13 protein-coding genes are annotated in these 12,835 nt (G+C 36.9%); 12 read left to right on the plus strand and 1 reads right to left on the minus strand.

Features of this window, described 5'->3' with window-relative positions; genetic code table 11:
- The first annotated feature begins 8 nt into the window (after positions 1-8).
- From Q0992_RS01555 to Q0992_RS01610, 12 genes are all read left to right on the plus strand, one after another.
- Positions 9-1,178, plus strand: coding sequence for a 3-hydroxyacyl-CoA dehydrogenase NAD-binding domain-containing protein (locus Q0992_RS01555; RefSeq protein WP_299519660.1), 1,170 nt, complete (start codon positions 9-11; stop codon positions 1,176-1,178).
- An 84-nt stretch (positions 1,179-1,262) separates the two neighbouring features.
- Positions 1,263-1,673 (plus strand): PaaI family thioesterase, encoded by a 411-nt coding sequence (locus Q0992_RS01560; RefSeq protein ID WP_299519662.1) that lies wholly within the window; start codon positions 1,263-1,265, stop codon positions 1,671-1,673.
- Positions 1,674-1,745: 72 nt separating this feature from the next.
- A complete protein-coding gene (locus Q0992_RS01565) occupies positions 1,746-2,951 on the plus strand; it encodes an acetyl-CoA C-acyltransferase (RefSeq protein ID WP_299519665.1) in 1,206 nt (401 codons plus the stop codon).
- Positions 2,952-3,554, plus strand: coding sequence for a short chain dehydrogenase (locus Q0992_RS01570; protein ID WP_299519667.1), 603 nt, complete (start codon positions 2,952-2,954; stop codon positions 3,552-3,554).
- A 6-nt stretch (positions 3,555-3,560) separates the two neighbouring features.
- Entirely contained in the window at positions 3,561-6,098 is a 2,538-nt protein-coding gene (gene paaZ / locus Q0992_RS01575; RefSeq protein ID WP_299519670.1) for a phenylacetic acid degradation bifunctional protein PaaZ, read from the plus strand.
- Between the two features lie 115 nt (positions 6,099-6,213).
- Positions 6,214-6,645 (plus strand): hypothetical protein, encoded by a 432-nt coding sequence (locus tag Q0992_RS01580; protein WP_299519672.1) that lies wholly within the window; start codon positions 6,214-6,216, stop codon positions 6,643-6,645.
- Between the two features lie 103 nt (positions 6,646-6,748).
- Complete coding sequence (locus Q0992_RS01585) at positions 6,749-7,000, plus strand: hypothetical protein (RefSeq protein ID WP_299519675.1); 252 nt, start codon at positions 6,749-6,751, stop codon at positions 6,998-7,000.
- 55 nt (positions 7,001-7,055) lie between these two features.
- Positions 7,056-7,604, plus strand: a complete 549-nt coding sequence (locus Q0992_RS01590; RefSeq protein ID WP_299519677.1) for a hypothetical protein — start codon at positions 7,056-7,058, stop codon at positions 7,602-7,604.
- Between the two features lie 37 nt (positions 7,605-7,641).
- Entirely contained in the window at positions 7,642-9,717 is a 2,076-nt protein-coding gene (locus Q0992_RS01595) for a hypothetical protein (RefSeq protein ID WP_299519680.1), read from the plus strand.
- An 8-nt stretch (positions 9,718-9,725) separates the two neighbouring features.
- The gene (locus Q0992_RS01600) at positions 9,726-10,760 is read left to right on the plus strand and encodes a hypothetical protein (protein ID WP_299519683.1); all 1,035 of its coding nucleotides are present in this window, start codon (positions 9,726-9,728) and stop codon (positions 10,758-10,760) included.
- Between the two features lie 94 nt (positions 10,761-10,854).
- Complete coding sequence (locus tag Q0992_RS01605; protein ID WP_299519686.1) at positions 10,855-11,607, plus strand: enoyl-CoA hydratase/isomerase family protein; 753 nt, start codon at positions 10,855-10,857, stop codon at positions 11,605-11,607.
- A 163-nt stretch (positions 11,608-11,770) separates the two neighbouring features.
- Complete coding sequence (locus tag Q0992_RS01610; protein ID WP_299519688.1) at positions 11,771-12,367, plus strand: transferase hexapeptide repeat family protein; 597 nt, start codon at positions 11,771-11,773, stop codon at positions 12,365-12,367.
- Positions 12,368-12,410: 43 nt separating this feature from the next.
- Here Q0992_RS01610 and Q0992_RS01615 read toward each other — a convergent pair.
- A partial coding sequence (locus Q0992_RS01615; RefSeq protein ID WP_299519690.1) for an Lrp/AsnC family transcriptional regulator occupies positions 12,411-12,835 on the minus strand: 425 nt, incomplete at its 5' end.

Raw genomic sequence — 12,835 nt, forward strand, 5'->3', positions numbered from 1 at the left:
TATAAATTATGAACGTAGGAATTATAGGTTCAGGAACCATGGGAAGTGGCATCGCACAAGTTGCGGCTACTTCTGGTTGCAATGTGAAATTGTATGATACCAATCAAGTCGCTTTAGATAAAGCAAAAACGACATTAGAAAAAATTCTATCCCGTCTTATTGAAAAAGGGCTCATAGATGCTGACGAAAAAAATAGAATTCAATCCAATATTTCCTATGTTGATAGCTTAAGGGATTTAAGTGATTCTAACTTGACTATTGAAGCTATCATTGAAAATCTTGATATCAAACAAAAGTTATTCGCAGAATTAGAGACTTATGTGCCTTCGGATTGTATCATTGCCTCAAATACATCAAGTTTGTCCATAGCATCTATAGCATCTTCTTTGCAAAAACCAGAACGCTGTATTGGGATTCATTTTTTCAATCCAGCACCATTGATGAAATTGGTTGAGGTTGTCCCAGCGATTCAAACATCAGATGAAGTTTTGGAGACTTCAGTAAAAACCATTTCTGACTGGAAGAAAGTTGTGGCTGTGGCAAAGGATACACCAGGTTTTATTGTGAACCGAGTGGCTAGACCGTTTTATGGCGAATCACTAAGAATTTATGAAGAAGGGATAGCCGATTTTGCAACGATTGATTGGAGTTTAAAAACCTTAGGAGGGTTCAGGATGGGGCCGTTTGAGTTGATGGACTTTATTGGTAACGATGTTAATTACACAGTAACCGAAACCGTATTTGCAGCATTTTATTTCGACCCAAGATACAAGCCAGCATTTACACAGAAACGTTTTGCAGAGGCAGGTTATTTAGGACGTAAATCTGGAAGAGGGTATTACGATTATGATGAAAACGGAAGAATTGTCATTTCGAACGAAAGTGAGAAATCTCGCAACGAAGGGCTAGCACAACAAATTTTTGATCGCGTGTTGGTCATGCTAATTAATGAAGCGGCCGATGCCTTATTCTTAAATATTGCTTCAGCAGAAGATATTGATAACGCCATGACCAAAGGTGTCAATTACCCAAAAGGTCTATTGGCCTGGGCAGATGAGAAAGGTATTGATTGGTGCGTATCGAAACTAGATGGTTTATACAACGAATATCATGAAGACCGCTACCGTTGTAGTCCATTATTGAGAAAGATGAATAAAGCAAATAAAACATTTTTTTAATTAGTAGAATGTCATTCAGAGCGAAGAGAAGAATCTCAAAATAAGATTACCACATCCCTTGTCCTCGCAATGACAACGTAAAATATGAAAGGAGAACAGATTCCATATAAAATGCTTTCTCAAGATGCTTTTAGCCAATGGTTAGGCATTGAGATTTTAGAATGTGAGATTGGCAGATGTAAAGTGGCGATGACCATTAGAAAGGACATGCTAAATAGCATGAACTATGCACATGGAGGTGTAAGTTATTCGTTAGCAGATACGGCCTTTGGTTTTGCTGCTAATACACATGGCAAATATGCGGTGTCCATTGAAACGAGTATCAATCACATCGAAGCTTTGGAAGAAGGAGACTATTTGGTTGCCGAATCAGTCATTGAAAAGGTAAATAACAAGTTAGGGTTTAATGTAGTAGAGGTAAAGCGAGGAGAAGAATTGGTCGCGCTTTTTAAAGGTGTGGTCTATAGAACACAAAAAGAATGGAAAAATGATTAACGATTAAAGATTACTGATTAGAGAATTTAGATTCAACAATCAGTTATCAACAATCAACAATCTTAAATCAATATGGAAGCATATATTATAGATGGTGTACGTACACCAATAGGAAATTATAAAGGCACATTATCAGCAGTTCGTACCGATGATTTGGGGGCATTGGTGATTTCAGAAGTTGTTAAACGAAATCCAAATATCCCGAAAGAAGCTTATGACGATGTCATTATGGGCTGCGCCAATCAAGCTGGTGAAGACAACCGTAATGTCTCAAGAATGGCGTCATTATTAGCAGGACTTCCATTTACGGTTCCAGGTGAAACTGTAAACCGATTATGTAGTTCAGGGTTGTCAGCAATAATTCATGCGAATCGTGCCATTAAAGCTGGTGATGGTGATGTATTCATCTCGGGAGGTGTGGAAAACATGACACGTGGACCTTATGTAATCGCCAAACCATCTAGTGCCTTTGGAAATGATTCTAAAATGTACGATTCTAGCTTTGGGTGGCGATTTATTAATTCAAAAATGCATGAGATGTATGGTACTGATGGTATGGGAATGACAGCGGAGAACTTGGTAGAGAAGTATAATATTTCTCGAGAGGACCAAGATAAATTTGCCTATTGGAGTCAAATGAAAGCTGCTAAAGCTCAAGAAAATGGGCGATTAGCTAAGGAAATCGTTACGGTTGAAATTCCACAACGTAAAAAAGACCCAATTCAATTTTCAAAAGATGAATTTGTAAAACCAAATACATCCCTTGAGGTATTAGGGAAGTTAAGAACAGCGTTTAAAACAGCAGGTGGAAGTGTCACAGCAGGTAACTCATCGGGACTAAATGACGGAGCTGCCGCTACAATAATTGCTTCAGAGGACGCCGTGAAAAAGTATAATTTAAAACCGATGGCTCGAATAGTGAGTTCGGCAGTTATTGGTGTTGAGCCACGTATCATGGGAATCGGTCCCGTGCAAGCTTCAAATAAGGCTTTGGGAAAAGCAGGTTTAACTATGGATGACATGGATATTATCGAACTGAACGAAGCATTTGCTGCTCAAGCGCTGGCCTGTACAAGAGCTTGGGGATTGGCCGACGATGACCCAAGGTTGAATCCTAATGGAGGTTCAATAGCCATTGGCCATCCACTAGGTGTTACGGGAACACGAATAGCCTATTCTGCGGCTTTAGAGTTGCACGAGCAGAATAAAAGGTATGCATTAGTTACGATGTGTATAGGTGTTGGACAAGGTTATGCAGCAATTTTAGAACGCGTATAAATGAAGATATTAATCATCGGCGGAAACGGAACCATTGGTAAAAAAGTAAGTCAACGACTAGTTCAAAAACATGAGGTTATTGTGGCTGGGAGACATTCTGGTGATGTTACTGTGGATTTTTCGGATGCTCAATCCATAAAAACGATGTTTGAATCTGTTGGAAAGTTAGATGCTATCGTTGCGATTGCTGGTGATGCCAAATGGGATAAATTAGACAATTTGTCTGAAGAAGATTTTTATATTGGAATAAAAAGCAAAATGATGGGCCAAGTTAATGTAGTGAGAATAGGAAAGGACTATCTCAATTCAGGTGGTTCAATAACCCTGTCTACAGGGATTTTAGCTGATGATCCTGTTGATATGACAACGAGTGCAGCTATGGTAAATGGTGCAATTAATAGTTTTATCAAGGCTGTGGCTTTAGAGTTAGAAGATGGCAAGCGCATTAATGTGGTGTGTTCTGATTTAGTGGAAGATTCTTTTGAAAAATATAAAGACTATTTTCCTGGAAACACACCGGTACCAATGTATAAAATTGTTGATGGTTACGTGAAATCTATTGAAGGGAAAATTACAGGAAGAATATTACGAATAATGGCTTAAGTTATTATGGAAAAAGTACAACATTATGTCCAGGGTAAATGGACAACAGGTAAAGAAGAAGGCACGCCAATTTTAGATGCCGTTACAGGTGAAGCCTTCACCAGTATCGCCATAGAAGGATTGGATATTCCTGAGATTTTAAATTATGGAAGAACTAAAGGAGGTGAAGTACTTCGTAAGATGACCTTTCAAGAGCGAGGGAACATGCTTAAAAAGTTAGCACTTTACTTAACTAAGAAGAAGGATGCATTTTATGAATTAAGCTATCGAACAGGTGCTACTAAAGTGGATAGTTGGATTGATATTGAAGGTGGGTTTGGAAATTTATTTGCCAATGCCTCCTTACGAAAATTATTTCCTAATCAACCTTTTCATGTAGAAGGCGACCCAGTAGATTTGTCAAGAGGTGGACGCTTTATGGCACATCATATTATGGTGCCAAAAAAAGGTGTGGCTGTTCACATTAATGCCTTTAACTTTCCGGTTTGGGGCATGTTAGAAAAGTGCGCAGTTAATTGGATGGCAGGCATGCCAGCAGTCGTTCTACCAGCACCATCATCGTCGTATTTAGCGGAAGCTGTTGCCAAAACAATTATTGATTCTGGAATATTGCCAGTAGGCGCACTTCAAATTATTAATGGCACAGTTAAAACCATTTTAGATACAGTCGAATCTCAAGATGTAGTGACCTTTACAGGTTCTGCGGCTACAGGAAGATTATTAAAAGCACACCCAAGACTCATCGAAGAATCAGTTCCATTTACAATGGAAGCCGATTCATTAAATGCGTCAATTCTCGGGGAAGATGCCGTGCCAGGTACACCAGAATTCGACTTGTTTATTAAGGAAGTCCGTAAAGAAATGACTGTTAAGGCAGGTCAGAAATGTACTGCTATCAGACGAATCATAGTGCCTGAAAATGTAGTGGAAGACGTTCAAATTGCGCTAGGCAAAGCCCTCGATAAAGTCACTATTGGAGACCCAAGATTGAAGGAAGTGCGAATGGGCTCACTAGTAAGTCGTCAACAAGTACAAGCCGTAAAAGATTCGGTTAATGATTTGGCTAAAGAAGCGCAAATTGTATACGGCACTCTAGATAAAATTGAAACTATTGGTGCAGATGCCACAAAAGGCGCATTTATAAGCCCAGTTGTCTTACGAGCAGATGACCCTTTTAAAAATACGATTATTCACGAGCGTGAAGCGTTTGGGCCAGTAAGTACCATTATGCCATACAAAAATCTGGATGAAGCTGTAGAATTGGCGCAAATGGGTAAAGGCTCTTTAGTGTCATCTATTGCGACATTTGATGATAAGATTGCGACGGAATATGTGGTGAATGCGGCCAGTCATCATGGTCGTCTATTGGTCATTAATCGCGAAATGGCCAAAGAAAGTACAGGTCATGGTTCGCCATTGCCATACTTGGTGCATGGTGGTCCTGGACGTGCTGGTGGAGGCGAAGAAATGGGAGGCTTACGTGGCATAAAACATTATTTACAACGAACAGCAATTCAAGGTTCACCTTCAACAATAACTGCAATTACAGGTATTTATCAGCAGAATGCAAAATATAAAACGGCAGAAAAGCATCCATTCCAATACCATTGGGAAGATATCCAGCCAGGTATGTCGTTAAAAACACATAAACGAACCATTACAGATGCTGATATTCAGAGTTTCGCCAACCTCACTTGGGACCATTTTTACGCGCACACAGATATTACATCTTTAGATGGGAGCATTTTTGAAAAGCGAACAGCTCATGGCTATTTTATTATTTCGGCTGCCGCAGGTTTGTTTGTTTATCCCAATAAAGGACCCGTAGCAGCAAATTATGGACTGGATAGTATTCGATTTTTAAGACCATTGTACCATAATGATACGATTTATGTGCGGTTAACATGTAAAGAGAAAGTAGACAGAGATGTGACTTCTGCCGAGCATCCAAGTGGTATTGTAAAATGGCATGTTGAGGTTTTTGATGCGAATTTCGAAAACCGACCAGAACGTCAAAAAACGGATAAAGATAGTCCATTAGTGGCTGTTGCAACCATTTTAACGATGGTTCAGAAAAAGCAAGAGACTTTTGTTGAAATGACTGAATCTAAAATTGAAGAATGTTTGTCAAAATTAGATGAAAATACCAAGCCGAAATGGGGCATTATGACACCTCAGCACATGATTGAACATCTGGAATACACCTATAAAGTGACTTCTGGCGACATTCAGGATTTTGAAGTGTCTACGCCAGAAAAGATTTTGGAGAAAGTAAAGAACAGTCTTTATAATTATAAAAAGTTTCCTCAAAACTCGCAATTTCCACAGTTAGAAAAAGATAAACTCGATGATTTAAAACATCCAAACTTGCAAGTCGCCATTGAAAAATTCAAGGAACAACGAAAGGCTTATGTCGAGTATTTCAAGGAACATCCAGATGCCATTTTGAAAAATATGGTTTTTGGCGAATTAAACAAATATGAATGGTATTTAGTGGAACGCAAACATCTAAATCATCATTTTGAGCAATTTGACTTAATGTAAGTATCTGAATATCAATTTTATATTTCCGAATATTCCTAAAATACGATATTCATCGTATTGCTAAGCGATGTGTTTGATTGTAATTTGCAATTATAATAATTCAAATACCAATTAAATGAAAACGTTAGTATTAATGTTGCTGGTTATGGGTAGTTTATGTTATGCCCAAGAGTATGGATTACAAGATGAAAAAGCCATAGAAGAAGCTTGTGACTCTGTAATGGAGGAGTTTTTGCAAATGAATTATGGTGGTGCATTTCAAATCATGAATGAATTTTCGGCTGTCAAAAATGAAGATTTTGAAAAATTAAAATTGCAATCCATTGAACAGTCTTCTTTTGTAATTCAAAATTACGGACAGTCTTTAGAATTCATTAAGATTAAGGAGAAAGAACTTGAAGGCGTATTAAAAGAAATAACTTACGTTATACGTCATGAGAAGTATGGACTTCAGTTTAGATTTCTTTTTTATAGAGGCAAAGGCGATTTGTGGCGTATGACCAACTTTTTATGGAATGATGAACTGAAAAAATTAATAGCCGAATAGTTGTGGGGTTTTTGCAGTTAGTATTCTGGGCATAATTGTAGGTGTTTCCATATATGTATTTTTTAGGTTTTATATTGAAAAGAAAGTGTCCCATAACCAAAAAATGTATAATCTCTATAACAGTTTTGCACTTATTTTTGACTTAATCGCATCGGCAACCTCTTGGATTTGGGCCTACTTGTACAACATGTTTACTGCTTTACCTGCCTTAATTTTCAGCTTGGTTTTTATACAACAGGCAAAAAAACCAAAGAATCCCATAAGAAAATTCATTACACAAAGCTGTGTAGTATTGGCATTGGCATTGGCAGGTGTTTTATGCCAAACGAGAAAACCCAGAAGACTCCAAATGTGATGATAAATACTGTCAGTCAAGTAATTATACAAGAGAAAGATAGATACGAGTTATTATGAAGAAACTAGCAGTGATTGAATATGTAATAATTTTTATGCTACTGGCTAAAGGACTTTATGCCCAAAGGCGCCTAGCCCCAAACTATGTCGTTACACATCAAAAAGATACCATACTTGTACATAAAGTAACGCATACCGATGCACGTTGGAGCGACCTCAAGTTTACACTCACATTACCAGATGCAAGTAAAAAGAAAATTTTAGGCGAAGAAGTCTGGCGAATGAAAGAAACCCGAAATGGTAAAGTTCGGTTTTATCAAGTGGCAAGAATAGAAGAAAAAAAACGCATCAATTATAAACTTTTACGATTGGTCATTTCAGGGAAATTAGACCTTATGTACGATAGAAAGTTGAGCGTGGATTGGGTATTTATTACGGGTGAAGGTTTTAATGATTTTGTAACTAAATTTCAGAATTTCAAAAAACTAAAAACACTTCTAAACAAGTGTGAAGCGTTTCGTGAGGCCCACGCTACAAATAAAAGTCAGCGGTATAGGTATTTACAAGATATGATTCGCTTTTACAATCAAAACTGTTTTCGATAAACACTTTGAGTTATAAGAACTAAATAAAATAAGCATCATGAAACCATCAATTTTTATTGTTTTGCTGTCTACTTGCCTTCTTGGAAAATCACAAACAGCATACAGGCCTTTTTTTGATTTTAAATCTGTCAGTGCCCAAGAAATGAACTTAAAAGGCAACATAGCCCGCATTTCTTTGCGTATTTATAATACGGATAGAGTTACTGGTTCAATCTCAAATGGAGTTATACATTACCAATTTGCAAACAACAGGCTACAATCCAAACGAATTGAAAGGTTTAATGAAGTTCATTTCTATAACCATAAAAATGAAAAACTCGATAGTATAACTGTGCGCGTTAACGGAAAGTTCCATTCAAGCAAATCCTTTACTCATCTTGGCAACCAAACTGAAATACGTAATACAAAAAATAATCAACTACTTGGTACATTTACGACCAATTCAAAAGGGCAAATTATTAAACTGATTGAAAAAATAGGTTTTGAAACAATCACCACAAGAGCATTTGCAGAATTTGAAGGTATAACCTTTATAAAACAACAACAGACTATAAGGTATAGGACCGATGGCAGTGAACGCTCTCGTGAAGGCATTACAAATACACAAAAAAAAGGGACTTGGTTGGGTTTGCCTGTTATTGTGCAGACAAGCAAACAAGATTATTTTGCAACCACTACCACAAGCTATTACAACACTAAAGGTCATCTTGTATTCGAAGAAATTACAGGGGTTAAAATGATGGAGCCTATAACCACAGAAACCTTCTATAAATACGATTTGCGGGGCAACTGGGTTTCTGCCATTACCTACAATAAAAATACTGGAATGGTTAAAAAATATCAAGAACGAAAAATTACCTATACCGACAATTTTGTTTCTGGCAATATAGATTTTAATGAAAGCTATATAAAAAGCACTAAATACCCAGAATTCCCGAACCAATATGCCTATAAATATGACGTTGCGAAAAACCTATTTTGGCTTAAAGACCCATCAGGCAATTATTTAACAAAAAACGATTGGAAGTACTTCGGTAATAAAAGTACTAACCACTACTATTATTTTGACAAAACCAATGGTGCATTAGTAGAACTAACCAATTATAAGCTTGTAAAAGAAGGGGATTTAAACTTCCGCCCAGCAAAAGTAATTTCCAAAAATTATGAAGACTTCATTTTTAACATAGATAATATTAATTACATTTTTACTGACGGACAGTTTCAAAATTTTAGTGAGGGACACATTGTAAAACAGAGCATTGATGAGAATCAAAATTCTTATTACAACACAAAAACAAACAAATTATACCTCTTTACATCTGCTTGTGAACAAAACACTTGTGAACTACAACTTATGCCTTATTCCAAAGACAAAGTGCATTACTATTTGTATAAAGACAGTTCAGGCAATATTGATTGCTCACCATTTGGTAATGGTAAATTACTTGACATAAAAGATTACAAATCAATTTTTGGAGGTACGAAATCGTTTATGGATTATAACGGATTGTATTTAGAATACGATTTGACCAAAACGTCATTCAATACATTTTACCCTGCAAAAGTAATTAGCAAAGCAAAATTTGATAAAGTATTTGCTAAAAGTACAAATCTTCAAGGGAATGTTTACGCAACAGCTGAAGGTCTGGCTGAGCTTATTAACCGATATCCAGAAAGTTTTGCACCAAAAACGCCAACCAAAACTACATCAGCTGAACAACCGCAAATAAGCCCAGCATTGACTAAAACAACAACTCCTAATAACAGAACTATAAATAACAAAGTAGATGCTTACGACTGTAATAATAACTTAAAGTGCTTAAGTAAACTGTTACAAGACCGCTATAATCAGCTAAAAGGTCAAGGTAAAACCGATAAAGAGGCCGCCAAAGAACAGGCAGAAATAATCAATAAGGTATATGATTACAACAAAGAGTTGGCGTACCAAATGGTTATGGATATTAAGAATAATCAATTGTTAAATGTCTTATCAGAACTATCACCAGAGCAGCGTGCTTACTTTCGTTCAAAATCTATGAATACTATAAAATCTTATGAGAAAAAACACGGCAAAACTAAGATAAAAACGGTACCCTATAAGCCTAAAAACTAAACCAAAAAATGATGAACTATATTCAAGTAATTTTTTTATTAATAGCACTAAGTTCAGCGTATGCGCAAACCAACAGCGATGAAATTTTAGAGTATGAACACGACGGTTGCCTTTGGCCATTTTTCTCTAAAGACAATGGTAAACCTATTACCAATCAAACCGAATTTGAAAACATTGTACGTAAGGATGCCAGCCTTAATCGTTGTGTGGGAAATTTAGAACGTATAGACTTTGAAAAATACGTGCTAGTAGGTCATATAATCAATAGTGGTCATTGCTATCGCCCACCAGGATTAAATTATTTTGCCGAATATGCCGCAAACTCTAAAACCCTTTACCTCACCATTACCTACCAAGAAGCTTCCAGGAACGCCACTTGCCGAGCTGCTAGTCGTTACGATTTGTGGTTATTGATACCTCGCCCTAGTGATGATTTTGAGGTTGTCTTGCGTTTAAATGCTTTGGATGCTACAGAACATTATTTAGAAAATGAAATTTCAAGACATCACGAGGATTTTAAAAAACAGTTAAAAACCTTTTTCAGCTTTGCCGAACAGCGCCAATGGAACAAGATTTTAGATGCGACATATCCAAAGTTGTTCAGTTTGCAGCCGAGAGATAAAATGCTTCAGGCTTTAAAACAATCTTATGATAGCGAACATCTTAAGATGTATTTCTCAGACTTTAAGTACAACAATGATGCGGTATTTTTTAAGGCAGATAGCTTACAATGTGCTATTGCTGACTATTCTAGTACAATACAAGTGGAATTTCTTCAAAAAAACAACCAAACCGATGCCGAATTTGAGGACTATCTAACTGAAATGCAAACCAAATTTAGGAAGCAATATCCGAATTCAGACCTAATCAAAAAGGAGAATGTATTGCATATTACAGGACCAAAACAATTATTGGGCGTTTATAATACGTCAAAGCGCGTGTGGTATTTTCTGGAGTTAAGTAAAAGTTCGAGCCAGTTATTAGCTTTGCTTTTTGAAAAAGACTTGGCAAGTAAAATTATTGAGGCAACACAATTGGATTAGAAGATAAGTATCTTTTTTTGATTCTGTCAATTTACCTGGGCGTTTTAGTAAGAAGTTTTGTCGTAAATTTGAGACCATAAAACACTTAATTCCTATGACGCAACCATATGTAAAACAAACCATAGAAAACGAAGTTGGTTATATTGAGTTTTTTCATCCTGCACACAATTCACTACCAGGAAATATTTTAGCGAAGCTAGCCAATACAATTACTCAGGCAGGACAAGATGATGCTATTAAAGTGATTGTGCTCAAAAGTGGCGGAGACCGAACCTTTTGTGCTGGCGCAAGCTTTAAAGAACTTATTAATATCAATGATGAAGCCACAGGTAAGGTATTTTTTTCTGGGTTTGCAAATGTCATTAATGCGATGCGCAAATGCCCAAAATTTATCATTGGTCGAGTTCAAGGGAAAACAGTAGGTGGAGGAGTAGGTTTAGCTTCAGCAACGGATTATTGTATGGCAACAAAATTCGCGGCAATTAAGCTCAGTGAGCTTAATGTTGGCATTGGACCTTTTGTTGTCGGGCCAGCTGTTGAGCGCAAATTAGGCTTAAGTGGCATGTCTCAAATTGCAATTGATGCCAATAGTTTTTATCCGGCTGAATGGGCGAAGGAAAAAGGTTTATTCACACAGGTTTTTGAAACTACAGAAGAATTAGATGGTGCAGTAAAAGCTTTTGTTGAGAACTTATGTAATTACAATACAGAAGCCATGCGCGACATGAAACAAATGTTCTGGAAAGGTACTGAGGATTGGGATACTTTGTTAGCAGAACGTGCAGCCATCAGTGGGCGATTAGTATTGAGTGATTTTACGAAAGAAACACTTAAGAGGTTTAAGTAGAAGCCCACATCCTAACCTTCCCAAAGGGAAGGAGCAGATATTGGAATTATAATGGTAGAAGGTTGAAATTTAAGATATAACAATTTTTCCCCTTTGGGGAAATCAAAGATTCAACGACTCTTTTTTAAAAATAGATTTTTTGAGTTAAATTAAAAGGGGCTTTATGATATACGAATTCCAAGGTTACATCCCAGTAATTCACCAAAGTAGTTTTGTACACCCACTAGCTGCGGTCACTGGCAATGTCATTATTGGCAAAAACTGCTACATTGGACCAGGAGCAGCGATTCGTGGAGATTGGGGACAGATTATTTTAGAAGATGGTGTCAATGTTCAAGAGAATTGTACGGTCCATATGTTCCCTGGAAAATCTATTGTGTTAAGAGAAAGTGCACATGTTGGTCATGGTGCCATTATACATGGTGCCAATTTGGGAAGAAATTGTTTAATTGGAATGAATACAGTCATTATGGATGATGCCGAAATAGGTGATGAAAGCATTGTTGGTGCTATGGCATTTGTAAAGGCTGAAACTAAGATTCCTAGACGTAGTTTAGTCGTTGGTAATCCAGCAAAAATTATCAAAGAAGTATCCTATGAAATGATTGCTTGGAAAACGAAAGGCACCGAATTATACCAACAATTACCAAAAGAGTGTCATGAAACGTTAAAAGAAGTTGAGCCCTTAAGAAAAGTGCCTTTGGATAGGAAACTTCAAGATGATACCTATAAAACCCTTCGAGAAACGTTTAAAAAATAATACTTTAGCCAAGAGCCAAGAGCCAAGAGCCAAGAGCCAAGACTTAAACCCTGCTCAAATCAATCTCGTTCGTTTCTTTTCCTGTTGAGAGTGTAATTAAACTCTGCACATTTCCTAAGTAGGGCAAAAGCGTCAACTTTGAAATAATAAAATGTTCGTAGGCTTCAATATCCTCAACAACAAGTTTAAGTAAATAATCAAAATTTCCACTGACGCGATGACATTCTACAATTTCAGGGAAGTTGTTGATTTCAGTCACAAACTTTTCAAGATAACTCCTGGTATGACCTTGTAATGTAATGCCAATAAATACAGTGAGTTTCAATCCGATTTTTTTGTTGTCCAAGACAGCAACATACTTTTTGATGTAACCTTCTCTTTCAAGTTTTTTTATCCGTTCAAAAACAGGTGACGTGGTCATACCTAACTCTTCGGCAATGCCCTTTGTAGTTCGGTTGCTGTCCTTTT

This window comes from Winogradskyella sp. (assembly GCF_028289625.1).
Classification (GTDB): Bacteria; Bacteroidota; Bacteroidia; order Flavobacteriales; family Flavobacteriaceae; genus Winogradskyella.

Coding starts and splice junctions, on each gene's coding strand:
- Q0992_RS01555 (WP_299519660.1), top strand. CDS start 9: ATGAACGTAGGAATTATAGGTTCAGGAACCATGGGAAGTGGCATCGCA.
- Q0992_RS01560 (WP_299519662.1), top strand. CDS start 1,263: ATGAAAGGAGAACAGATTCCATATAAAATGCTTTCTCAAGATGCTTTT.
- Q0992_RS01565 (WP_299519665.1), top strand. CDS start 1,746: ATGGAAGCATATATTATAGATGGTGTACGTACACCAATAGGAAATTAT.
- Q0992_RS01570 (WP_299519667.1), top strand. CDS start 2,952: ATGAAGATATTAATCATCGGCGGAAACGGAACCATTGGTAAAAAAGTA.
- paaZ (WP_299519670.1), top strand. CDS start 3,561: ATGGAAAAAGTACAACATTATGTCCAGGGTAAATGGACAACAGGTAAA.
- Q0992_RS01580 (WP_299519672.1), top strand. CDS start 6,214: ATGAAAACGTTAGTATTAATGTTGCTGGTTATGGGTAGTTTATGTTAT.
- Q0992_RS01585 (WP_299519675.1), top strand. CDS start 6,749: ATGTATAATCTCTATAACAGTTTTGCACTTATTTTTGACTTAATCGCA.
- Q0992_RS01590 (WP_299519677.1), top strand. CDS start 7,056: ATGAAGAAACTAGCAGTGATTGAATATGTAATAATTTTTATGCTACTG.
- Q0992_RS01595 (WP_299519680.1), top strand. CDS start 7,642: ATGAAACCATCAATTTTTATTGTTTTGCTGTCTACTTGCCTTCTTGGA.
- Q0992_RS01600 (WP_299519683.1), top strand. CDS start 9,726: ATGATGAACTATATTCAAGTAATTTTTTTATTAATAGCACTAAGTTCA.
- Q0992_RS01605 (WP_299519686.1), top strand. CDS start 10,855: ATGACGCAACCATATGTAAAACAAACCATAGAAAACGAAGTTGGTTAT.
- Q0992_RS01610 (WP_299519688.1), top strand. CDS start 11,771: ATGATATACGAATTCCAAGGTTACATCCCAGTAATTCACCAAAGTAGT.